This is a genomic window from Massilia sp. Root351 (assembly GCF_001425045.1).
Taxonomy (GTDB): domain Bacteria; phylum Pseudomonadota; class Gammaproteobacteria; order Burkholderiales; family Burkholderiaceae_D; genus Rugamonas.
This window is the reverse complement of the sequence record NZ_LMDJ01000023.1, coordinates 630,465-654,644: the sequence shown is the minus strand read 5'-3', so window position 1 is coordinate 654,644 and position 24,180 is coordinate 630,465. Positions and strand designations below refer to the sequence as shown.

The following is a 24,180-nucleotide window of genomic DNA, read 5'->3' as shown; positions in this document are numbered from 1 at the left end:
CCCAATTAAGCCTGGTGTGCCTGGTGTTCCCGCTTGCGCAGCGCGCTCAGCATGGTGGCGCGCGATGAGTTCAGGTGGCTGCGCATGGCAGCCATGGCGGCCGGTACGTCGCCCTTGGTGAGCGGGCGCAGGATGGCCAAATGCTCCTGCAGCGCGTACTGGTTGCGCGGAATCTCGTCGCGCTTGTCCCATTGGTAATGGTAGTGGTACACCATCGAGACGGCGTCGTTCAGGCCCTCGGCGAAGCGATTGTCCAGCAGCCCGATGAGGAAAGTATGGAACTCCCTGTCAAGGTCGGGAAATTCCGCGTGGTTCTCGGCCGGCAGCTTGCCCAGCGCTTCGTGGCGCGCCAGCAGCTCGCGCAGGCGGGCAAACACCGGGTCGTCCGGCGCCAGGCCGGCAATACGTTCGATCGCCTTCAATTCGAACATTTCGCGCACATCGCCCAGTTCCTGCGCGTACTTCGTGTCGAAGGCGCACAGCCGCCAGCCGCCGCGCGGGTTCTTTTCGATCAGCCCGTTGCGCGAGAAGCCGATCAGGAATTCGCGCACGGCGATGGTGCTCACGCCTGCCGCGCGCGACAGCTCCACCTCGGTGAACTCCGCGCCCGGCGGCAGGTCGCGCTCGTAGATGCGTTCCATCAGTACCTGCTGCAGTTTCTCGGTGGCGCTGTGCAGTTCGGATACGTCGAAGTAATCGTCAGGCCTGGGCTTGCGCAGCAGATAGCGCTGCTTCATGCCCGCGATCAGTCCGTGCTCGGCCAGGTATGCCAGCGCGCTGCGTACGGCCGTGCGGCTGCTGGCCACGATTTCCGTCATCCGCATTTCCGTGGGCAAGGGGTCGCCAATGTTCAGCTGCTCGGCGGCGTGATCCAGAAGCAGGTTGATGCTGCGCCGTGTCGTGATAGGAAGCTTGGCCATTTATTCGGTGTGGGCGCCAGGGCGGCGGATAGGAAACGAAACACTATTTTACCTCCAAGCCCGGGGCGCGCCCGGGCTTGTGAATGGGTTGTACATTATAGATTGAATACACTGCGTGAATACACTGCGGAAGCACAATGGCCGCTGCGGGCCATGCCGCGCGTCCGCTGCTGCACGCGGCTTGAACCGCCAGGCGGCTAGAACTTCACCGTCAGCGGCTGGCCCGAATAGGTGACCGACCTGGTGGCGGCCGCCGGTTCGATTGCCGTGGCGTTGCCGGGGCCGACCAGGACCAGGTTCAGCTTGCGCGACTTGACCAGGCCCGGGTAGGTTCCCTTGCGGGCGCCAACCGTCAGCGACCTGGCTGCGTCGTTCCACACCAGCTCATACGTTGCGTACTGCCCCTTCTCGTAGGCGTAGGTTTCGTTGTCGTCTTCGTAGACGGTGAACTTGCCGCTGGCGCCGGGGTAAATGCGGATCTCGTGCGGCGCATCGGCGCGCTCGGTTGCGTACTGGACCACGGGCCCCATCGGCACGATGGCGCCGGCACGCACGTAGAGCGGGAACACGTCGAGCGGCACTTCCCTGGTCACGGTCTGGCCGCCGCCGAAGCGCTGGTGCGTCCAGAAGTCGTACCAGTCGCCGCCGGCGGGCAGGTAGGTCTGCATGCTGGTGTCCGGCACGCCGGCGGTGTTGGCCGCGCCGGCAATCTGCGACGGGGTACGCCAGGCCAGGCGCAAGTTGCGGTCCGACAGGCCCTGGAAGTACTCCAGCGTCACGGGCAGGCTCTGGCCCTGCTTCAGCGTGACTTTCGTGCCCACGTAGCGCCTGCCGCCGGTGTTCCAGTCGTCCACCGCCAGCTTGCCGTCGATGAACAGGCGGAAGCCGTCGTCGCCTTCCACGCCCAGGTCGTATTCGCCGTCTTCGGGCGCCACGATATTGCCGGTCCAGCGCGCGGAGAAGTTCTCCAGGCTTTTCAAATCGCCGGGAATGTCCGCCAAGGGCGGTCCCGGCCACTGGAAGTCGATGGTGGCGTCGACGGTGCGGCCCTTTGGCGACTCGAAGCGCGTGCCTTCGAAGTACTGCCCGGCCAGGCCCGGTTTGCCGTCCGGGGTGCGCAGTGCGGTAGCCGGGATGGTGGTGGCGGGCGGCGGCGGAATCCTGTACATCTGACGGGCGACAGGGTGGACCAGGAACGAAGGCCCGAACTGGAAAGCGTCGTTGATGTTGTGGACCTTGCGGTCGTCCGGGAAATCCATCGGCAAGGCGCGCATCATCGTGTAGCCGTCGTTGGTGACTTTCCAGCTCAGGCTGTAAATATAGGGCAGCAGCCGGTAGCGCAGGTGCACCGCGTCGCGCAGCGCCTTGTACATCTCGGGGTCCGATTGCTTGAAGATGTAGGGCTCGCGCTCGATGTTGGTGCCGTGGATGCGCATTAGCGGATTGAAGGCGCCGTACTGCAGCCAGCGGGCATACAGTTCGCGGTACGAGGCGTTCTTTTCGCCGCCCGGGAAGTCCGAGACGAAGAAGCCGCCGCTGTCCTGGGTCCAGTATGGATTGCCGGTGATGGTGACGTTGACGCCGCCGTTGATCTGTTCCTGCAAGGTCTTCCAGCTGGCCCGCGTATCGCCGGACCAGGAAGTGGCCGCCGTCTTTTGCGCGCCGGCCCAGGCCGAGCGGGTCAAGGTAAGGACGCGCTGCTTGCCGCTAGCCCGTTGTCCCTCGTAAGTGCCCATGGTGGTCATCAGGGAGTAGGGATTCAGGTAGCGGGTGAAGTCGCCCATGGCATTGTTGCCGAGTCCCTTGATGTCGCGTTCGGTCTCACCGGCGTCATGGACCGCCGTACCCACTTCCACCTCGGTGCCGTCCATCCACAGCGCGTCCACTCCGGCGTCGAGCAGGCCCTGCTTGATGTGCTTGAAGTAGATCTTCCTGCCCTCTGGGCTAAAGGCATCGTAGATGCGGGCCTTTTTCGAAATCCAGTGCAGCGGTTCAAAGCGCAGGCCGTGCTGGTCGAGTTCTTTGCCCAGCGCAGTGTCATTGCCGATCGACGGCCAGATGGACACCATCAGCTTGAGGTTCATGTCATGCAGCGACGTGGTCAGACGCTTGGGATCGGGGAAGCGCTCAGGGTTCCAGGTCATGCCGCTCCAGCTGCCGTCCTTGTCGCCGCCCCAGTACTGCCAGTCCTGCACGATATAGTCGAGCGGGAACTGTTCCTTGCGGAAGGTTTGCGCCACTTCCAGCAGGCGGGCCTGCGTTTCGTAGCGCTCCTTGCTCATGAACAGGCCGAAGGCCTGTTTTGGATACATCGGCGCGGCGCCGGTCAGGTCACGGTAGCCGGCCACCACCTGGTCCAGCGTGTCGCCCGCCATGAAGTAGTAGTCCACGCCGCCCGGCGCGCTTTCCGCCCACAGGGAGGCGCCTTCGGACGAGTCCTTGAAGCGCATCTTGGAGTAGCTGTCCCACAGGATGCCGTAGCGTTCGGACGACACCATGACCGGGATGATGATTCCGATGTTGGTCTGCACCAGCAGCAGTTCCTTGTTGCGGCGATTGATCTCGCCTTCGCCTGTGAAGCCGAAACCATAGATGGCTTCCTCGGGCTTGAGCGTGAAGCTGTTGCTGGCCTCGTAGGTCGGTGCACCGGACACGGCGATCTTCTTCAGCGTTTGCGGCGCGGCCTGGTTTTCCTGTGTGTAGAGTTTGCCGGTGGCGTCCTTGAAGGTCAGGGCGCCAGTCGACTTGTCGATGACGATGTGAAGCTGTTTGCTTTCCAGCGTGAGGCTACCGGCGCTGTCGCGCGTCTTGAAGGCGACGGCGGCTGGCTTGCGCGTCACAACCAGGCTTGCATGGCGCCAGAAATTCTCGCCCAGCGTGGCGTTCACGCGCACCGTCCTGGGGCCATAAAAGATCACGTTCTTGGTCACGTTACCCACCCGGACCTGTACGCCGTGCTCGATCAAGCTGTAGCCGAATGGCGTGGCGGAGGGTGTTCCGGCGGTGGCAGCCATGTGTCCATTGGCGTCGAGGCCGGCCGGAGGAGTTGGTGCCGCTGCCGCAGTTGCCGATGCCAGCGCGGTGACTAGCGCGAGCGCCGGCAGCGTAGTATTTTTTCCCATCTGTTTCCCTTGTCTCTGGAGGACCGGCGGCGGCACGGCTTCCAAAAATCGTGGACGCACCCCGGGGGTTGATTTTATTTGATATCGATAACACGACTTTACCACCAGCAAGCGCCGTCGTGCTTGTTTTTTTATTGGAACTGACGGTCCCCTATATATAAAGAACCGACGCAGATGCTATCACAAACCGTCCTGAATAAAACGCCTTGTTGCGGGATTCCCGCTACCGTCGCGGCATCAGCGCGGGGCCTGAATGTGCTTTGGCATACCGACCGCGTCAGCCAGCCCTGCTAGCATGGGCCTACCTTCGTTGCCTACCCGAGGATAACTCATGCTCACATCCGATCCAGTTCAGGAATTCAGCTTGCAACACTGGCTGCTAGCCTACGGCGGCACGCTGCTCTCGATGCTGGCGCTCGACGCCTTGTGGATCGGACTTTACATGGCTCCGGCCTACAAATCCGCGCTGGGGGATCTGATGCTGGCGCAGCCGCGCTTCATGGCCGCCGCGGCGTTCTACCTGGTGTACGCGGCTGGCATCGTGTTTTTGGCGGTCGCGCCTGGATTGCGGGCGCTGAGCTGGCAGACGGCCGCCCTGCACGGGGCGGTGCTCGGCTTCATCGCCTACGCCACCTATGACTTGACCAACTACTCCATCCTCAAGGCATGGCCGCTTGGCCTGTCGCTGCTCGATATCGGCTGGGGCGCGCTATTGACTGCGATTGCCGCCGCCGCCGGCTGGCTGGCCGCCAGCCGCTGGGGCTGACCCCACCTGCGCAAGGGGCCCAGCTAGGCCGCGGCAGCGCTGCGATGCGCTACTCGACCCAGGCAAACCCGTCGCGCGCCAGCAGCGCGAACGATTCGGACGGGCCCCAGGTGCCGGCAGCGTACTTGCAGGGCTTTTCGGCCAGGGTGCCCCAGCCGTTGATGATGGGCTCGACCCATTCCCACGCCGCTTCCAGTTCGTCACGCCGCATGAAGTGGGTAAGGCGTCCGCGCACCACGTCGATCAGCAGCCGCTCGTACGCCTCGGCGCGCCGCTGCGAAAAGGCGGACTGCAAGTCCAGATTCAGCGCCACCTGCTGCATCTGCATGCCGCTGCCTGGCTGCTTGGCCATGACCTGCAGCTTGATCGCTTCGTCCGGCTGCAGTTCGATCACCAGCCGGTTGGCGACCCCGCCCGGATTCTCGGGGAACAGGGGGAATGGCGGGTTGGCGAATTCCACCACGATCTTGGACGAGCGGCTCTGCATGCGCTTGCCGGTGCGCAGGTAGAACGGTACCTTGGACCAGCGCCAGGTGTCGACATAGGTGCGCAGCGCCACGAAGGTTTCCGTGCTGCTGCCGGCCGGGACATTGGGCTCTTCCAAATAGCCTGGCACTTCCTGGCTACCGTTGGCGCCGCGCACATATTGGCCGCGCACCGTGTCGCGCGCGATGCCGGCCAGGCTGAAACGGCGCAGCGAGCGCAATACCTTGAGCTTTTCGTCGCGCACGGCATCCGGGGCCAGCGAAGCGGGGGGCTCCATGGCGATGATGCACAACAGCTGCAGCAGGTGGTTCTGCACCATGTCCCGCATGGCGCCGGTGCTGTCGTAGAAACCCGCGCGGCTGCCCACGCCCACTTCCTCGGCTACCGTGATCTGGACGCTGGAGATATTCGGCGCACGCCACAGCGGCTCCAGGATGGAGTTGCCAAAGCGCAGGACCATCAGGTTCTGTACGGTTTCCTTGCCCAGGTAATGGTCGATGCGGTAGATCTGCGATTCTTCGAAATGCTTGCCCACCGCCTCGTTGATCTCAACGGCGGACGCCAGGTCGCGGCCGAGCGGCTTTTCCAGCACCACGCGCGCGTTGCGGTCCACCAGGCCCGCTGCGGCCAGCTTGTCGCAAATGGTGGTGAACAGCGACGGGGCCGTGGCCAGATAGAACACGCGCTCAGCGCCGGCGCGCGAAACGCTTGCCAGCGCGTCCAGGCCGTCCTGCTGCACGTCCAGGCGGACGAATTCGAGCAGGCGCAGGAAGCTGCCCCACGCTTCTTCGGTGAAGTTGCCGCCAGTGATAAAGGAGCGCGAATGCTCCTCGACGAAGGCGAGGTAGGCTTCGCGGCCGAAGTCCTGGCGGCCGGTGGAAATGATGCGGGTCGCTGGCGGCAGGTTGCCGTGCAGGTGGGCCATGTACAGCGCTGGCAGCAGCTTGCGCATTGCGAGGTCGCCCATCCCTCCGAAAATAATCATGTCGAGGGGCAGACTGGTATCAGATTGAACGGTCGAAGTCATGTATCTGGCTGGAGGATGGTAGGTACGGGAAGTAACTATACCAGCCTTGCAGCATGGCGCGCTTCAGCGTGCGTCATTCTCGGCCTTGGGCGGCTGCGCCAGAACCCACATGAAGTACAGGGCCTTGGCCGCCTTGGCGCGGGTGACGAGCGCTCCCGGCTCCAGCGTGCGGCCATTGAGCATGCGGCCGCGCTCGATGCCGCTCTCGGACCGCATCAGCCCCAGTTCATAGGCTTCCCGGAGCGTTTGCGCGTTGGCCGCCGATACGTCGGCGGTGTCTTGCAACTGCTCCCAGCGCACGAGCGGGTAGTACATCGCGCCCTGTGCGCCGCTATCTAGGTTCGGATCGTAGCCGGGGCTGCCCGGAACGATGGTCTTGCCGTTGTAGTCCGTCATGTAGGCCGGCCTGGCGAGGGACTGCGTGCCGAACCTCGCGCGATAGGCTTCGAGCAGGAGCGCGCCCATCGTTTCCCGTGTCAACGTGCCTTCCGGCGGCGCCGCTACCGCGCCGGCGGGAAGGCGCAGCAGCAGGGCCAGCGCCGCAGCGAATTCCCTGGCCTGCATGGCCTCCTGCGGCCTGAAATTGCCCTGCGTGTCCTTGGTGAACGCGCCGAGCTGGATCAGCTTCTCAACCTGGTTGCGGTAGTAGGCGCCGCTGCCGGCGACGATATCGTTCGCGATTTCCGGATGCACTGCGGACCAGTCGTTTGCGGCCAGCGCATGGCGGACTTTGGGACTCAATTGGGAAGTGATGCCTGCGGCCACCGGATCGCCCTGCGCGGCAAGGCGCGCCAACTCGGTGGCCACCATGCGCGCATACTGTTTCGACAAAGCCTCCTTGAAGTGCGTGCCGTCGATCTTGTTGGCGGGATGGCCATTGGCGTAGCTGCCGTCGTTGGTTTTGCCCGGCGTCTCGCCGGCCTCGATCGACATGACCATGGCGGTGATGGCTTCGCGTCCTGCGGCGTTGTAGTACGCCACGCTGCGGGCATTGAGGTCCACCACCGGCACGCCCAGTTCAGCGCCCAGCTTTCTCATCAGGTCCGGGAAACGGCGCTTGCTGAAGGAATCGGCGTAAGGTTCGCCGGGCTTCTGGTTGCCGTTCACGCGCGACATCGGCGTGACGAACACCGGCTGCATGCCCCGGGCGCGGATCGCAGGCAGGTAGACCGCGCGGATGAACTCTTCATACATCGCCTCGCTGGAACCGCGGCCGAAGCGGCGCGTCTCGTCGGTGCTTTCGTCGTTGTGGCCGAACTGGACCATGACGGTGTCGCCGATGCTGCCAGCCAGCAGCAGGTCGTTCAGGCGGCCTTCGGCGTAGGCGCTGCGGAAGGAGCGGCCGCCCATCGAATAGTTAATCACGCGAACTTTGCCGGGATCGAACAGCTGGTCCAACACCTGCCCCCAGCCGCTCATCGGCGCTTCGTCGAAGGTGTAGGACTTAACGGTCGAGTCGCCCAGGGTGAAGATCGCAGGCAGGGTGGCGGCGGGGCGCTGCCGGGGCGGAATCGGCGTCAGCACGATTTCGGACAAGCCCACGGCCACGCCGGCGCGCCTCGGTTCAATCTCGATATCGATGAACTCGCGCCCGTTCACGTAGCGGTAGGACCAGTCACGCCCCGCCACGGTCATCCGGGTATGGTTGGGCATCAAGCCGGCTGCGTCCCAGAACACCGGCGCGGTCAGGCGGCTGGTCTGCATGCCGCTGATCGACACGATGGCATCCGCCGCGCCGGTTGTTGTGCGCACCCGGATCGCGTAGGCGCCCGGCGCGGCCTTGACGCGGAAGACCATGCCGAAATTGTTGTAGTGGTCGGTTGCGGCGTTGGGATCGACGGCCGGCTCGGTAATGACATAGCCCTCGGGCTCGTGCCGGATCGGCGCTGTGTGCACGGCGCGGGCCGGCAAGGCACCGCTTTGGCCGACGAAGCCGTAGCCGGTGGCGGTGCTGTACAAGGGGGGCGTTTTGGCGTGCAGGGCAACCGCGCCCGGCGCCGGCTGGCTGGTGAAGTCGTAGTGCTGCCCGGCCGGGGTCTGGGCCCGGCCGGGGAGCGTGAAGAGCAATAGCGAAACTGCCAGCATTGCGGCGGGGTGCAAGGTGAGCGTCATATTTCCAGTCGAGATATCAGTCCGCGGGGGCAGCGTGGCGTCGGCCCCGGGCCGGCCGCTGTGCGGCCGGCTCAAGTAAAATTGGCCTGACCATGGTAGGCGTTTGCCTGCAACTGGTCAACCAATTTCGAGTGCTGATACGTCGGACTGAAGGTCTTACTTCGCCTGCGCGGCTTCTTCGATCAGCTTGGCCACGGCGTCTGGATGCGAGGTCATCACCACGTGGGAGGCACCGGCAACCGCGACGGTCTTGCGCGACTTGGCGCGTTCCGCCATGAAGCCCAGCGCTGCTGCAGGGATGTTCTTGTCGGCGGTGCCGTAGATGAAGTAGGACGGCAGGTTTTTCCAAGCAGGAGCGCCTGCCGCTTCGGTCAGGGCGGCTTCGGCGATCGGACGCTGGCCCACGGCCATCAGTTCAGCCTGCGCTTTTGGCACGTCGGCGGCGAACTGCTGGTGGAATTTGTCCTGCTGGATGTAGAAGTCCTTGCCGCCGTCGGGCAGGGCGACCGGCTCGGCCAGGGCGCTGCCCAGCGTGCCGCCGGGATAGCGGCCGGACAGCTCCAGCGCGGTTTCGCCCTGGTCCGGCGCGAAAGCCGCCACGTACACCAGGCTCTTGACGTTGGCCTGGCCGTTGGCGGCTGCTGAAATCACGGCGCCGCCGTAGGAATGGCCGACCAGCACCACCGGACCCTTGACGCTCTTGACGACGTTGGCAACCGAGCTTGCGTCGCCCTTGACGCTGCGCAGCGGATTGGCGGCGCCGATGACCTGGTAGCCGTCGCTGCGCAGCTTGGCGGCCACGCCGTTCCAGCTGGCCGAGTCGGCGAAGGCGCCGTGCACGAGAATGACGGTAGGCTTGATGTCCGCTGCGGGCGCGGCGCTGGCGCCGCCTGCGGCGCTACCGATGACGGACAGGGTGAGGGCGAGCTTGTTGATGATTTTCATGGCGATAGCTTTCTATGGTGGGTTTGCGCGGGTGCCTGCTGATATCGGGATGGTCACTTGGCTAGAATGACGATGGGCTGGTTCTTGTCGACCACGTAGGTGGCCAGTTCGGAACACACCTCGGCGCCGACGTTGGTGGCCGAATGCCTGGCGCCGGCCGGAATGAAGAGCGACTCGCCGGCCTGCAGGCGGACGGTTTTGCCCTCCAGTACGTACTCGATGCTGCCGCTCAGCACATAGGCGATTTCAGCGCCGGGATGCGAATGCAGCGGGAACGAGGCACCCGGTTTGAAGTCGACGCGCACCTGGATCGCCTCGCGTTCGGCGTCGAAGGCGCTGCGCACAGTCTCTGTGCGGGCAATGCCCTTGGCGTCGAACTTCGGCGCGGGCGCCTGCGCCTGGACGGCGGTGGCCAGCAGCAGCGATGCCGCGGCGGCAGTGAATTGGGTAAATCGGTTCATGAATTCTCCTGGCTTGGGTTGGAGTGTTTACAATGCGTGTTAGTTTTTTACCTTCTACATGGAGCATCGTCCTTGAGCAGTACCGCACCATCCAGCACCACGCCGATCCGCATCCTCATCGTCGACGACCACCCCATGATCAGGGCGGGCTTGGGCGACATCATTTCCAGCCAGCCCGATATGTGCGTGGCCGGCGAGCTTGATAACGGCGCGCGCGCCCTGGAGGCGTTCGAGACGCTGCGGCCGGACCTCACCATCATGGACGTGGCGATGCCTGAGATGGATGGCATGCAGGCGCTGGAAGCGATCCGGCGCCTGCACAGCCATGCCCGGGTGATCATGCTGACCGCCATGCAAGGCGATCACCAGATGCGCCGGGCCATGGAGCTGGGCGCCTCCGGTTTCCTGCTCAAAACCAGCCTGCGCAAGGAACTGCTCGATGCCGTTCGCGCCGTGCATGCCGGCCGGCGCTGGATACCGCCGGATGTGGCGTGCGCGCTGGCCGAGCACCTGGGGCAGCCGAGCCTGAGCGAGCGGGAAGTGGAGGTGCTGCGCAGTGCCGCCGCCGGCAACGGCAACAAGGCCATCGCGGTCCACCTCGGGATCGCGGAAGAAACCGTGAAGTCGCATATCCGCACCATCCTGTCCAAGCTCGATGCCCGCGACCGCACCCACGCGGTTGCCATCGCCGCCCGGCGCGGCATCCTCGCGCTGTAGCTGCGCGCTTCCCGGCTAGCCCTTGATGAAGGCCAGCAGGTCGCTGTTGACACGGTCCTTGTGGGTGTCGGTCAGGCCGTGCGGCGCGCCCGGATAGACCAGCAGCTTGGCGTGCTTGACGATGGCGGCCGAAGCGCGGCCGGATGCGTCCAGCGGCACGATCTGGTCGTCGTCGCCGTGGATCACCAGCGTCGGCTTGTCGAACTTGCGCAAGTCGGCGCGGAAGTCGGTTTCCGAGAAGGCCTTGATCGAGTCGAAGGTGTTCTTGTGGCCGCCCATCATGCCCTGCATCCACCAGCTGTCGATCAGGCCCTGTGAAACCTTGGCGCCCGGGCGGTTGAAGCCGAAGAAGGGACCGGAGGCGATATCCCGGTACAGTTGCGCACGGTTGGCCAGCGAGCCGGCGCGGATGCCGTCGAACACTTCGATCGGCAGGCCGCCCGGGTTGTCGGCGGTCTTCAGCATCAGCGGCGGCACGGCCGACACCAGCGCGAGTTTGGCCACGCGCCGCGTGCCGTGGCGGCCCACGTAGCGCGCCACTTCGCCGCCGCCGGTGGAAAAGCCTACCAGCACGGCATTCTTCAGGTCCAGCGCGTCCAGCAGCTGGCCCAGGTCGTCGGCGTAGTGGTCCATGTCGTTGCCGTCCCACGGCTGGCTGGAGCGGCCGTGGCCGCGCCGGTCGTGGGCGATGCAGCGAAAGCCCTGGTTGCTCAGGAATAGCATCTGCGACTCCCAGCTGTCCGAGCTCAGTGGCCAGCCATGGCTGAACACCACCGGCTGGCCGTTTTTGGGGCCCCAGTCCTTGTAGTACAGGGTGACGCCGTCGCGCGTGGTCAGCTGGCCGCCTGCGCGGGCGGGTGTGTTGGCGGGTCTGCCGGCCGGCGCGGCGGTGGCGTTCAGCGAGACGGCGGCGGTGCCGGCGGCGGCCGTGGCGGCGCTCATCAGCATGTTGCGGCGGCGCAGGTCAGGTCGGGGGTGTTGGCTCATGGGTGTTTCCTCTCATCTGGTGACTGGCATCAGTGTAGCCAGCGCCGGCTGGGCCGGCATCGTCAGGACGAGTGGAAGCGCTATCGCTCTTTTGAGGTATCGAAAGCTACCCCGGGCCGGCCGCGCGGCGCCGTTGCAGCAGGCGCGTGAACAGGGCCGCCGAACGCTGGCCGGGATAGGCCCGCTCGCCGGGCACTTCCAGGTGCGCCGAGGTGCCCTTGCCTGGCGCGGACACCAGCGTGTACGCCGCGCCTATGGCCGCGGCCCGCTCGCGCATGCCGACCAGGCCGTAGTGGCCGGGCGGCCCGCAGGCGGGCGACTGCGTGGGCGGTATGCCGCAGCCGTTGTCGCGCACCATCACGATCAGCGCGTCCGGCCGGTAGTCGAGTATCAGCTGCACCTGGCAGGCGTGGGCGTGGCGCGCCGCGTTGAACAGGGCCTCGCGGGCGATCGCGTGGACTTCCTCGTATACGCGCGGCACCAGGACGCGCGGCTCGCCGTGGATGGTGGCCTGGAAGCGGTCGTGCAGCATCACGCTGCCGTACTGGATCAGGCGCTGGCCCAAGTCTTCCGGCTCACTGGCGGCGCGCAGGTCGGATATGCAGTCCCGGCCTTCGGACATCAGCGCGTCCGCCAGTTCCAGGGTCTGTTCGACCTTGCCGCGCTCTTCGGAATCGAGCGGCAGCTTGCTGGCCTGGTTGTCGAAAAAGATGATCAGGCCCTGAACGCTTTGCAGCAGGGTGTCGTGCAGGCCGCGCGCGATGCGCTGGCGCTCGGCCAGGCGCTCCTGCATCAAGTCGCGCATGCGGAAGGTCAGGTGGCGCATGCGCAGCCAGTACAGGCCCGCCAGCAGCATCGCGCCCAGCAGCACCAGCAGCATGGTGAACCAGCCGGTTTCGACGAAGCGGGGCGGAATCTGCAGTTCCAGCGTGGCGCCGGCTTCGTTCCACACGCCGTCCTCGTTGGCGGCCAGTACCTGGAAACGGTAGGCGCCGGGACGCAGGTTGGTGTAGAAGGCCTCGCGGCGCGTGCCGGCATTCTGCCAGCGCTCATCGACGCCTTCGAGCTTGTAGCGGAAATTGACCCGCTCCGGCACGGCCAGGCCCAGGGCCGTGTAGGCAATTTGCAGGTCGCGGCTGCCGGTCGGCAGTTGCAAGCCGTTGCGGACCGGGTGGGAGATTTCTCCCGACCGCAGCGACAGGATCTCCACGGGCGGGGCCAGCCGGTTGCGCGCGATGCGGGCCGGGTCGATGCTGCTGACGTCGCTGGCGGAGGCGAACCAGAGCCGTCCGTCCTGGCTTTGGGTCAGCGACGGCAAGGGGCGCAGCTGTTCTGCGCTGCCGACCAGGCCGTCGAGCGCGTTGAAGCGCTCGTAGGACAACGGTTGCCCTGGCACGCGCACCAAGTGCTCGAGGTCGGCGGCGGCAATGCGCGTGACGCCGTCCGAACCATGCAGCCACAGCTCGCCGGCGGCGGTGCGCGCCATGCCGGAGATGCCGCGAAACACCTGCCCGTCTGCAGGGCGCACGCTGTGCCAGCGCTGCCCGTCGTACCAGGCCAGGCCGTTTTGCCCGCCGGCCCAGAGGCGCGGGCCGTCGGCCAGCAGCGACTGGACATTGCCCAGGTCCAGGCCGTCGTCCTGGCCGAACACCTGCACGCGCGCGCCGTCGATAAGGGCGATGCGGTTGCGCAGGTAGCCCGCCCAGACGCGGCCGGCGCGGTCGGTGGCGAGCGCCGTGGCCGTGCCGTCGGGCATGCCCTGCAGGCCGCCGGCCTTGCGCCAGTCGCCGTCTTCGATCAGGAACACGCCCTGGCGCGACACCGAGGCCCACATGCGCCCCGCGCCGTCGACCGTCATGGCTTGTATGTCCAGCCCGCGTAAATGCTCGGGGTGAGGCAGCCGCGTCACTGCCCCCGACGGGCTGCGCACGCGGCGTTCCTGGTTGTTGGCCAGCCACAAGCTGCCGTCGCGCGCACGGTAGGCGCAACTCAAACGCATCTGTTCCAGCGTTTCGATGGCGCCGCCGGGGCTGTAGCGGCGCACCGGCTGGCGCCAGTCGCCGATAATGACGCCCTCGCGCGCGTCACCGATCACGCCGGGCCGGTCGAATGCCTTCTCGACCGGTAGCGAGCGCATGCGCGTGCGCCGCAGGCGGTCCAGGCCGGCCGAGGTGCCGATCCACAAATTGCCTTCCCGGTCCTCGAACGCGGTCTGGGGCAGGGGGCCGCTCAGGCCCGTGGCCTTGGTCAGCCGCCGGGCATCGGCGGCCTGGCCCACGTAGGGCGCCTGGCGGCGCTCCAGCGCGTCCACCTTGAGTATCCACATATTGCCGTCGCGGTCGAACAGCGCGCCGTTGCCGCCCAGTTCGGCCAGCGGCGCCGGATTGCCCGGCGGCGGCCGGGTCAGCACGCGGTAGTGCTTGTCGACGCCGTCCGAGCCCCACAGCGTGCCGTCCGGCGCCTCGGCCATCGCCATCATGTCGATGTAGGGCCAGGCGCGCCGGTAGCCGGCCTGGCCGGGGTCGCGATAATAGATGCCGCCTTCGACCGACACCCACTGGCGGCCGCCGCGGCCGAACAATACTTGGCGGGTGCGCGCTTCGGGCAGGCCTTCCTGGCGCCCGACGCGCTGGAAACGTGCCGCGCCGGGCGCCAGGTAGGCCAGACCGGTGCTGGTGGCGGCCCACACGCTGCCATCCGGGCCTTCGGTCATGGTCATGACCGCGCCGCGCGGCAGGCCTTCCGTTTCGGTAAACACGCTCATGCGCCTGGCGCCGAACACGCTGATGCCGCCGAAACGGTCGCCCACCCACAGCCGCCCGTCGCGCGTGGTCAGCAGGCCCAGTACGCTGGCCGAGCGCAGGCGGTGCCCCTGCACGCTGTCCATGCGCTGGAAGTCCACGCCGTCGAAGCGGAACAGGCCATTGGGGGAGCTCAGCCACAGCCAGCCGTCCGGGGTCTGGGTGAACTGCAGCACGTCCGACGGCGCACCGCGCTGGCCGTTCCAGGCGGTGTGGGCGTAGCCGGGCAGCGGGCTGGCGGCGGTGCGGGCCGCCGCCAGTGCAAATACGGAAAACAGGAGGAGAAGTCGAAACAAGGAGCTGGGCATGTTCAGGCTGTTGGTTGGCCGGGCACAGTGTAACGAAAGATGGCGCAGAAATGCTAATTCTGCATCGAATGTTTCTTCGCATTTGCCAGTCAGCGCTGCGCTGGCGGCGCCGGTCCCGATGCCAGGTCCCTGAAACGCTACGCCGAGGAGGAAACCCCGGTAGCCATGCGCCTCCCCATACTGAACGCGGCCTTGCACGCCGCTGGGCGGCGACCGCTTGCCATGCGGTCAATGTTGACTCTCCGAGGCTTTCGCCCCCAGGCGCGCCCTTTCAATGTGGTGCACGACCTGATCCGTGTCATGGGGCGCTTTCAGGAATTGGCGCAGGCCATCGAAAAGCGGTCCCACCAGCTCGGCCTTGGCATCCCGGTCGAAAAAATAGGTCAGGCCTGCCGCACTGCCGAGGATGCTGCTGCTGGCCTCGCCCAGCCGGACGGAGGACGGCGGCCGGTCCGCCTGCGCCGCCAGGGTCTGGTCCGCTTCGGCGATGTGGCGCAGCGAGCCGCTCTCGGCCAGGAAGGTGAGAAAGCGTTTGCGCGCTGCATGATTGATGCCGCCGGCGGGCTGGATCAGCACATCGAGCGGCGCCTCTTCGTAGGGCGGCATGGCTGGCGAGTAGTTCGGGAAAGCGAAGAAGCCCATGTCGGCGGCGATCGCTTCTGGAAACCTGGCCGCGATAAAGCTGCCCATCAGCATCATGCCGACGTGGTTGCGGTACAGATAGGGCAGGACGCGGTCCATTTCCTGGTCCATCGTCGCTTCCAGGAAGTAGCCCTTGCGCAGCAAGCCGCCCCATACGTCGAACACCTGCCGCACCCGCGCGTCGGTGAAGCGCGCGTCACCGCGCAGCAGCTTGCGGTGGAAGTCGATGCCGTTGATGCGCAGGTTCAGGTAGTCGAACCAGCCGGCCGCCGGCCAGCCGCTTTTCGCACCGACCGCCAGCGGCGCCACGCCGGCAGCTTTCAGCCGTGCGCACACCTGCAGGAATTCGCTCCAGGTGGCGGGTGGCTGCAGTTGCAGGCGCTCGAACAGGGACTTGCGGTAGACCAGGCCCCACACGTAGTAGTACAGCGGGAAGCCGTAGACTTCGCCGTCTATGCGGGTGCCTTCGATGGTCGCCGGGTGGAATTTTTTCCTTTTTAACAGCGCCACCGTGTCCGCATCGAGCGGGGTAAGCAGCTTGTTGTCGGCGGCGTCGCGCAGGCGTTCGCCCGCATACCAGAACGCCAGGTCGGCCCGGCCCGTGCGCAGGCCGGCGGTGAAGTCCCGCTTGTACTGTTCCTGGGGATAGCCGTTGTGGGTGATCTGGATATCCGGATTGGCGGCGGCGAACTGGTTGATGGTGCGTAGCCACGCGGTCCGCTGAGGGGTGTTGGACACCACGTAGTCGATCACCAGTTGTTCCGCGCCCGCAGCGGGCAGCGCGAAACAGGCCAACAGCATACCCGTCGCCTGCCACTGCCGGGCACGCGCCTTGAAGCGGGAAGCATGGGTGGTTCGGACAGCATGCATGATGGAAGTCTGTGCCCGAATATGGTGCATGTCAACTACAGCGCGGGGATCTACCGGTCGCTCACTGCAAACGATCGTGCCTGTTCGAATGATTGCAGCACCAAGTCCACTGCGGCCTCGACGGAGGCCTCGGCCGTGCGCGCGAGCTTGCCGTCCAGCGGCAGTTTGATGGTGACCAGGCTGGCCTCCGGCAAGCCGGTGCGCAGGTCGGCAACCGCTTGCAGCCAGGCGCCCAGTTCCGCCTCCTCGGGATAGGGCAGGATCACGGCGGAGACCAGGTAGGCCTTTTCCTCGCCCGGGTGCTCGCCGTCCCCATTCAGCACCATGCTGCGCGCATCCGCGCCGGCATCGTTCAGCGCGCGCACCAGCAATTCGGTCAGAAAGTCGTCGCGGTCCGTGCCCAGCCCGGCGCACAGGAAAACCGAGTGCGCCGGCACGTCCAGCGAGCCTTGCCACTGGCCTGAACGGGCCTGGCGCAGCTTGCGCAGGTGGGCGCCGACATTGGTGTCGAGCAGCGGCACCGGGCGCCGCCGGCCCGGCCCGCCGGAGCCCGGCGCGGTCAGCGCCTCGGTGGCTTCGGCCATGGCCTTGCGCAGCCGGTCCAGCTGGGCATCGTCGATGCGGCCGGTTTGTATGTCGGGGATGGCCAGCGTCAGCGCCGGAATCAGCACCCGGTCGCAATAGGCCGCCAGGCTGCTGCGCTTCAAAATGGCCTGGCCGTCGCGCACGATGGCGGCGATGTCGCCGGCCAGCGCGCGCTGGTAGAAACGCTGGGCGGCGCTGACGCTGGGCGCGGCGCCCAGCAGCGTGGTGAGCGGCTCCAGCACCGGCACATGGCGCCCGGCCACCACCAGGCACAGGGTCAGCGGCGTGGACAGGATCAGGCCGACTGGGCCCCACAGGGCGCCCCAGAACAGCGCCGCCACGATCACGGCCAGCGGCGACAGGCCCGAGCTGTGGCCGTACACGCGCGGCTCGACCAGGTAGGCCACCAGCAGCTCCAGCACCAGGAACAGGGCCATGCACCACAAGGCCAGCGCCCAGCCGGGATCGACGGCGGCCGAGAACAGGCCGATGGCGGCGCCGGCGATCAGCATGCCGAGGTAGGGCACGAAGCGCAGGATGCCGCTCAGCGCCCCCCACAGCACGGCGTGCGGCACCTGCAGCGCCCACAGGCAGGCGGTGACGGCCAGCGCAAACGAGATATTGACCACCACCTGGGCGAAGAAGAAGCGCGAAATACCCTGGCCGGCGTCAACCAGCGTCTGCATTGTCCGGCTGAGGCTGGCGTTTCCCGCCAGCCGGATCAGGCGGTCTTGCAGCGATTCGTGTTCCAGCGAGATGAAGATGAACAGCACCAGCACGATGCCGGCCTGGCCTATCGGCCCCCATACCTGGGATAGCATGCGCGTGACGGTGTCGCGCATGCCGGGGCGGGCCAGCACGGGCGCGGCCACCGCTGGGCCCGCCTGCTTGGCGGACACACCCGGGGCAGGCGTTGCGGCGCCGGCGCCGTCCGAGCTTTGCAGGCGCGCCTCCAGGGCAATGAACGGCCGTTCCGCCAGCACCCGCAACTGCTCGGCTTTCACCTGCAGCGCCTGCTTGTAGCGCGGCACGTCGGCGGTCAGGTCGGACAACTGGAACACCAGCGCTCCGGCCAGGCCGGCCAGGCAGACGGCGGCGAGGATCACGGTGGCCAGGGTGGCGGGCACGCGGCCCAGGCCGATCCGGGTAAAGCGCCGCGTCAGCGGGGCCAGCGCGATGCTGAGGATGGCGGCTAGCGCCAGCGCCTGGAACACGTCGCGGCCGAAGTACAGCACGGCCAGCACGCAGCTGCCGGAGATGATATGGATGGCCTTGATCATGCGCTGCTTGCTGGGCGGCGTCCGGTTGCCTGCTGCGCGGCGCTGGCCACGGCGTCGGCCACCGCGTCGGCGGTGACGGCGGCCAGCGTCCAGCCCAGGTGGCCGTGGCCGGTGTTATAGAACACGCCCGGTGCGCGCCCGCGTCCTACCCTGGGCATCATGTCGGGCATGGTGGGCCGCAGCCCGGCCCACGGCACCACAGAGCGCGTGCTGACGCTGGGAAAACAGCGCTCCACCCAGTCCACCAGCGGGCGGATGCGGTCGGCGCGGATGTCGCGGTTCATGCCGTTGAATTCGGCCGTGCCGGCAATGCGCAGGCGGTCCTGTCCCAGGCGGCTGGCCACCAGCTTGGTGGCGTCGTCGAGCAGGCTCACCTGCGGAGCGCCGAGCTGGCTTTCCGGCGTGGTCAGGTTGACGGTGATGGAATAGCCTTTCACCGGGTAGACGTTGACATGGTCGCCCAGCATGGCGCCCAGGCGGCGGCTGCCGTTCCCGGCGCAGATCACGATGCCGTCGTAGCGGTGGGCCCCTTGCGCCTCCACGGTGACGCCGTGGCTGCCCAGCGAGAGCCGGCCGATGTCGTGTCCGTACACGCAGCGCACGCCCAGGCGTTCGCTTGCGGCCGCCATGCCGACCGTGAATTTGTGGATGTCGCCGCTGGCGTCGCTCTCGGTGTAGAAGCCGCCGTAGTAGCTGCCGGCCAGCGTGGGCTCGATGGCGCGCATTTCCTCCGGCGTGACGGCGCGCCGCTCCAGTCCGCCCTGCGCCAGCAGGCGCGTGACCTGCGCGGCGTGGTCGAAGCCGGCCTTGTCGTGGTAGATGTGCAGGATGCCCTTGCGTTTCAGGTCGAAATCGATGTTCTCGGCGGCGGCCCAGGCGTACAAGTGCTGGCGCGCCGCTACGGCCAGGCGCGCGGTTTCGATGGTGTTGCTGCGGTAGCGCGGGATGGCGCGCACGAACTCGGCGAACCAGGACAGCTGGTGCCAGCTGGGCGAGGGACGCACCAGCAGCGGCGCGTCGTGCCGCCACATCCATTTCAGCCCCTTCACTACGGTGGACCAGTGGTTCCAGGCCTCGGCGTTCGAGGCCGACAGCTGGCCGCCGTTGGCGAACGAGGTTTCCATGGCCGGATAGCGGTGGCGCTCGTACAAAGTGACGTCCAGGCCGCGCTTGGCCAGGGCATAGGCTGTTGTGACGCCGGTAATGCCGCCACCGATGACTGCGATTGTCTTCATGGGACAAGCATGTTACACGATCCCGCTGCTGAGCGGTTCTTCGCCGGCAGCCCGGCTGCCTGCGGGCTACCCGGCGTTTGCCGGCGCAGGGGGGCGGCTATGGCGCAGCCTTTTGCGGAGCGTTGATGATGGCAAACGTCAGCACTGTGACCGACATGGAGGGACCATGCTGCCGCTTTCAATGGGCGTCAATGGCCTGAGTCAAGCGGGCGGTATTCTGCCGCGCGCGCGGCCAGCTCGCTCGGTGTGCCGAGCAGGAAGACCGTGTCGCGCAGCGCTGACAGGCTTTGCGCGCGCCGTTCTACCTTGGCCGCGCCGGTCTGCTCGTCGCTGCGGTCCGACTTGCCCGGCTGGTACGGCGCCAGCGACGCCATCAGGTCGCGCTCCACACTGTAGTCGGAAGGGATGGTCTGGTTGGAGGTCTGCTTGCCCATCACGTACTTCAGCACCTGCTCGGACTGGCTGGCGCTCTGCTGGAGCGTGGCCTTGAACAGCTTGCCTTCCTTGTAGCCCAGTTCGACCTTGCTGCTGGCGCTGTCGTCGATCAGGTGGTAGGTGTAATTCTGCGACTGCGGCGTGACGTCCAGGTTCAGGACGCCACCTTTCTTGGGCGGCTCATGGAACTGGGCGGTCAACCGCGCCTGCTGGGTCTGCGAAATGGCGCGGTCGTCGCGCCGCGCGCCTTCGGTGCGGGTGTTTTGCGACACTTCGTAGGCGAAACTGTCCTTTTCGCTGAGCCGCAGAGGGTTGGGCCACTTCGGCGACTGGGTGACGGAGGCGCTGAAGTCGGCCAGCCCGGTCAGCACCGCGTGGTCTTCCGGCGCCAGGGTCCACTTGTCCGGCAGCGACAGGCCGTTATCGCGCGGCGCCTCGCGGGTGGCGGTGCGGCTCATGTCGGAAAACGCGTCCTTGAACATGGTCATCAGCCCGGCATCGCCCCGGCCGCGCGCGGCCGCCTGGTCGAACTGTTTCAAGTAGCTTGCAATCGCCTTCGCCTGCTGTTCCTTGGTACCCAGGCTCTCGATCTTGCTGGTGTCGACGCTCACCTCGGCCGAGCCGGACGCGCCGCCGATGCTGACCTTGCGTTGCTTGCCATCGGCCACGAAATCCAGCGTCTGCGTGCTGGGCGGCTCGGTGTACTGCTTCACGGCGGCGTGGAACTCCACCGACTGCAGGAACTTGCTGTCAAACTGGGCCAGGGCGCCCAGGCGCACCTGCGGCTCGTTTATGGCCATGCCGTCGATGGCGTTCTGGAAGCCGGCGGCCAGGCTGGACAGCGCATTGCGCTCGTCCTCGTTCAGCTCCGCGCTGGCGCTCACTTGCAGGGCCATGCCGTCATCCAGGCTGGCCAGGCTGAGGTCAACCTTGACGCCGCTGCGGGTGGTAATGCTGAGCGTGAACTTGTTGTCCACGGCTTCCGGCAGCTTGGCCTGCTCCACCGGCACGGCGGCGCCGGTGCGGAAATGGCTCAGCATGGCCGCGCCCAGGCCTTTGAAGCGGGCGGCGGTGGAGGGCGGCAGCGCCGCTTCTTCGGCTTCGCTTTGCTTGGCGGCGGCCATGCTGGCGGGACTGAGGTTGACGATGGCGGACGGCGCCGGCCACTTGTTTTCCGTGGCAGCGGCTTTTGGCGCGCCCGCGGCGGGCAGGCGCGGGGTGAGCGGCTGCCAGTTTGAGAGTGTGGAGATGGAGGTCATGCCTCCTTAACGGCAAATGTTGCTGTAAAGTTTAGCCTATGTAAAATTACGTAATGACAATAGTTTGAATCGCTGCGCGCGGATAGAATGCGGACATCCATCAAACACCTTGTCCAATGCAAAAAATTCTCCTGACATGCTGCGTAGCCGGCGGCGCCGTGCTGTATCCCGATAGCGCCGCCCTGGCGCAATCCGCGCCTCCATCCCAGCCTGCCGCCACGCCCGAAGTGGTGGTGAAGGGCGCTCCGCCCAAGAAAGAACCGAAACCGCTGGAGAAATCCACGGAAACCGGCGCGCCGCTGCCGTCGGTGACGGTGGCTGCCGAGCGCCCCACCAACCGCATCGACCGCCAGGTGTACGACGTGAAGTCCGACGTCAGCAGCACCAACGGCACGGCGGCCGATGCGCTGAACAGCGTGCCGTCGGTCGCGGTCGACCCGGACGGTTCCGTCACCCTGCGCGGCAGCAGCAATGTGCAGATCCTGGTGGACGGCAAGCCGTCGGCCATGATGCAGGGCGATAACCGTGGCGCCACCCTGAACGCGATGGCGGCCGACGATATCGAGTCGGTCGAGGTGATCAACAATCCCGGCGCGCAGTTCGGCAACGAAGGCGGCGGCGGTCCCATCCTGAACCTGGTGATGCGCCGCAACCGCAAACCGGGCGGCTTTGCCACCGTCAACGCCAACGCCGGCAAGGACGGGCGCTACAACAGCGCCGTGTCCGGCAGCTACAACGAGGGCGCCTGGGGCTACCAGGGCGGCATCAACGTGCGCCACGACGGCCGCGATTCCACCGGCGCCACCGTGCGCGACCGGATCAACCGCGCCACCGGTGCCGTCGAGCACAGCACGCAGAATTCCACCAGCAAGGGATTGAACGACTCGGTCGGCCTGAACGGTACCGTCAGTTATAACCTCGGCGCGAAGGACACGCTGACCGCCAGCGCCAACTACACTGCACGCGGCAACGACCAGAAGTCCAGCGAGCATTATATGACCGGCAACGTGACCGGCAACGGCACGGCCACCGTCAGCGACTACCTGCGCACTACGCAGCGCCAGGGCGACAGCAAGAGCTACAGCTGGGGCGCGCGCTGGGACCACAAGGGCGAGGCGCCCGGCGAAAGCATGAAGACGGATCTGCGCGTGTCGTCGTCCGACAACGACAGCGACACCGACTACAGCAACGCCTACACTGTGCGTCCGTTCAACGCGCCGGCCGACCGCAGCCGGCTGTCCAGCGATACCAGCAACCGCGTGGTCGACCTGACCGGGGACTATGAGCGCAATATCGCCGGCGGCACGGCCAAGCTGGGCTACAAGGTGGCCAACACCAAGAGCAGCTTCGATACGCTGTTCGCGGACATCAACACCGCCACCCTGGCGGAAACGGTGAATCCTTCGCGCACCAACCGCTTCAACCTGGACGAAACCACGATTGCGCTGTACGGTTCCTACCAGATGCGGCTGAACGAACGCTGGGGCGCGCTGGCCGGCCTGCGCGCCGAGCATACCGACATGGATATCGAACAGATCACCAGCGGTATCGAGGCGAAGAACAGCTACATCAACTACATTCCCAGCTTCTTCGCCACCTATAAAGTGAGCGACACGGCCAATATGCGCTTCAGCTACGCGCACCGCATCCGCCGTCCGATGGCCAACGACCTGAATCCCTACGTGGTGTACCGCGATGAGTTCAACGTTTCATCCGGCAACCCGATGCTGAACCCGGCCAAGACCGATTCCTTCGAGGTCGGCTATGAAACCAGGTTCGGCACGCTGGAGACCAATCTGCGGGCCTATTACCGCGACGAGACCGACACCATCGTCGAGCGCAGCACCTTCATCAGCCCGACCGTGCTGCTGACCACGCGCGAAAACGGCGGCGCCAGCCATTCCAGCGGCCTGGAGTTCACCGTGAGCGGCAAGCTGACCCCGTCGCTGACCTTGAACACCAGCGGCAACCTGGCGCGCAGCGAGCTGACCTCGCGCGACCTGAGCGGCGCCGACATCACCCGCAACGCCACGTCGCTGAGCGGCCGTGCGCGCTTGAACTACCAGTTCGACAGCGCCACGCAGTTGCAGGCCATGCTGCAGATGCAGGGCAAGATGCTGACCGGCCAGGGCTACCGCGAGCCGAACCGCACGCTGAACCTGAGCCTGCGCCGCGCGCTGACCCCGCAGCTCAACCTGGTCATGAACGTGACCGACGTGCTCGACAAGAACAAGATGGCCACCGTCATCGATACGCCGCTGCTGAAGGAAAGCACGATACGGCGCTTTGACGGGCGAGTGTTCTACGTCGGCCTGTCGTACCGCATTGGCGGTGCAGGAGGCGGCGCCGAGTCGCGCGGCGAACAACAGTTCCAGGGCCCGCGCCAGGGGCCGGGCGCGGGCGGTCCGCCGCGCGGCGAGGGGGGCGGACCGGGCTTCTGACACTGCGCCGCAGCGTGCTGATATGCTAATATCCAAGCTTTAGACCAGCACGCGCGGCACTATGGAAACTGTAGCAATTCCGGGGATTTTTCAGCTGGACCGGTCGAGGAACGCCACGGTGCAAGTGTTTGAACATTTGCGTGAGCTGATCGTCACGTTGGCGCTGGAGCCGGGGGCGGTGCTGCCCCGCAACGAGCTGACCCGTTACTTCAATCTTTCCGCCACGCCGATCCGCGACGCCTTGACGCGCCTTGGAGATGAAGGGCTGGTGGACATCTTCCCACAGCACATTACGCGCGTGCGCAGCGTGGACCTGGCGTCGGCGCGGCAAGCGCATTTCCTGCGCCTGTCGGTGGAGCTGGAGATGGTGCGGATGCTGGCCGAGAAGCCCGATCCCGCTCTTGAACGGACCCTGGTGCAGCTGGTGGAGCAGCAGCGCGCCTGCCTGGAAACGGGCGACTTGAAAAACTTCACGCGCGTCGATCTGGCCTTTCACCAGCGGCTCTATGAAGCGGCGCAGCTGGAACAGCTGTGGACCGTGATGCGTAGCAGCAGTGGCAACCTGGACCGGTTGCGCCGGCTGCACCTGCCGCTGAACGGCAAGGCGCAATCGATCCTGGAAGAGCACAGCGCGATTGCGCGCGCCATCGGCGCCGGCGACCCGGATGCGGCGCAGCGGTGCGTGCGCCAGCACCTGTCCGGCACGCTGTCGGAAATCGAGCAGCTAAAGCTCCAGTATCCGAGCTTCATGCTGCCGAATCCTTGACGCTCGCGGGCTGCG

General features: G+C 66.3%; 16 protein-coding genes. 4 read left to right on the top strand and 12 right to left on the bottom strand.

Annotation, left to right across the window (positions count from 1 at the left end):
- Positions 1-5: 5 nt before the first annotated feature.
- Both ASD15_RS19840 and ASD15_RS19835 read right to left on the bottom strand, forming a co-directional pair.
- On the bottom strand, positions 6-920 hold the full coding sequence (locus tag ASD15_RS19840; RefSeq protein WP_057156710.1) for a GntR family transcriptional regulator: 915 nt from the start codon (positions 918-920) through the stop codon (positions 6-8).
- Positions 921-1,117: 197 nt separating this feature from the next.
- Positions 1,118-4,042, bottom strand: a complete 2,925-nt coding sequence (locus tag ASD15_RS19835) for a TIM-barrel domain-containing protein (RefSeq protein WP_057156709.1) — start codon at positions 4,040-4,042, stop codon at positions 1,118-1,120.
- A gap of 331 nt (positions 4,043-4,373) precedes the next feature.
- Between ASD15_RS19835 and ASD15_RS19830 the strand changes: the two genes are divergently transcribed.
- Positions 4,374-4,808: a DUF2177 family protein gene (locus tag ASD15_RS19830; protein ID WP_200954005.1), complete on the top strand. Its 435-nt coding sequence runs from the start codon at positions 4,374-4,376 to the stop codon at positions 4,806-4,808.
- Positions 4,809-4,857: 49 nt separating this feature from the next.
- Here the strand turns inward: ASD15_RS19830 and zwf are convergent, their stop codons facing one another.
- The 4 genes from zwf to ASD15_RS19810 form a co-directional block, all read right to left on the bottom strand.
- Complete coding sequence (gene zwf / locus ASD15_RS19825; RefSeq protein ID WP_057156707.1) at positions 4,858-6,321, bottom strand: glucose-6-phosphate dehydrogenase; 1,464 nt, start codon at positions 6,319-6,321, stop codon at positions 4,858-4,860.
- Positions 6,322-6,384: 63 nt separating this feature from the next.
- Entirely contained in the window at positions 6,385-8,433 is a 2,049-nt protein-coding gene (locus ASD15_RS19820; RefSeq protein WP_082551969.1) for a GDSL-type esterase/lipase family protein, read from the bottom strand.
- 156 nt (positions 8,434-8,589) lie between these two features.
- Entirely contained in the window at positions 8,590-9,378 is a 789-nt protein-coding gene (locus tag ASD15_RS19815) for an alpha/beta fold hydrolase (RefSeq protein WP_157201021.1), read from the bottom strand.
- A 53-nt stretch (positions 9,379-9,431) separates the two neighbouring features.
- Positions 9,432-9,839, bottom strand: a complete 408-nt coding sequence (locus ASD15_RS19810; RefSeq protein ID WP_057156705.1) for a cupin domain-containing protein — start codon at positions 9,837-9,839, stop codon at positions 9,432-9,434.
- A gap of 72 nt (positions 9,840-9,911) precedes the next feature.
- On the opposite strand from ASD15_RS19810, the gene ASD15_RS19805 reads away from it, so the two are divergent.
- Positions 9,912-10,556 (top strand): response regulator transcription factor, encoded by a 645-nt coding sequence (locus ASD15_RS19805; RefSeq protein WP_082551968.1) that lies wholly within the window; start codon positions 9,912-9,914, stop codon positions 10,554-10,556.
- Positions 10,557-10,571: 15 nt separating this feature from the next.
- Here ASD15_RS19805 and ASD15_RS19800 read toward each other — a convergent pair whose 3' ends face one another.
- From ASD15_RS19800 to ASD15_RS19775, 6 genes are all read right to left on the bottom strand, one after another.
- Positions 10,572-11,543, bottom strand: a complete 972-nt coding sequence (locus tag ASD15_RS19800) for an alpha/beta fold hydrolase (protein WP_057156704.1) — start codon at positions 11,541-11,543, stop codon at positions 10,572-10,574.
- Positions 11,544-11,649: 106 nt separating this feature from the next.
- Positions 11,650-14,640: a sensor histidine kinase gene (locus ASD15_RS19795; RefSeq protein ID WP_162249924.1), complete on the bottom strand. Its 2,991-nt coding sequence runs from the start codon at positions 14,638-14,640 to the stop codon at positions 11,650-11,652.
- 240 nt (positions 14,641-14,880) lie between these two features.
- Positions 14,881-16,095, bottom strand: coding sequence for an ABC transporter substrate-binding protein (locus ASD15_RS19790; RefSeq protein ID WP_057156702.1), 1,215 nt, complete (start codon positions 16,093-16,095; stop codon positions 14,881-14,883).
- Positions 16,096-16,214: 119 nt separating this feature from the next.
- Complete coding sequence (locus ASD15_RS19785; protein ID WP_057156701.1) at positions 16,215-18,029, bottom strand: AI-2E family transporter; 1,815 nt, start codon at positions 18,027-18,029, stop codon at positions 16,215-16,217.
- Positions 18,026-19,264: a D-amino acid dehydrogenase gene (locus ASD15_RS19780; protein WP_057156700.1), complete on the bottom strand. Its 1,239-nt coding sequence runs from the start codon at positions 19,262-19,264 to the stop codon at positions 18,026-18,028. The genes ASD15_RS19785 and ASD15_RS19780 overlap by 4 nt, the downstream gene beginning before the upstream one ends.
- A 188-nt stretch (positions 19,265-19,452) precedes the next feature.
- Positions 19,453-20,958, bottom strand: coding sequence for a hypothetical protein (locus ASD15_RS19775; RefSeq protein ID WP_057156699.1), 1,506 nt, complete (start codon positions 20,956-20,958; stop codon positions 19,453-19,455).
- A 116-nt stretch (positions 20,959-21,074) separates the two neighbouring features.
- Here ASD15_RS19775 and ASD15_RS19770 point away from each other — a divergent pair, with 116 nt between their 5' ends.
- Together ASD15_RS19770 and ASD15_RS19765 are read left to right on the top strand one after the other, a co-directional pair.
- Positions 21,075-23,399, top strand: a complete 2,325-nt coding sequence (locus ASD15_RS19770; RefSeq protein ID WP_057156698.1) for an outer membrane beta-barrel family protein — start codon at positions 21,075-21,077, stop codon at positions 23,397-23,399.
- Positions 23,400-23,517: 118 nt separating this feature from the next.
- Positions 23,518-24,165, top strand: a complete 648-nt coding sequence (locus tag ASD15_RS19765) for a GntR family transcriptional regulator (protein ID WP_307188288.1) — start codon at positions 23,518-23,520, stop codon at positions 24,163-24,165.
- The last annotated feature ends 15 nt before the right edge of the window (positions 24,166-24,180 follow it).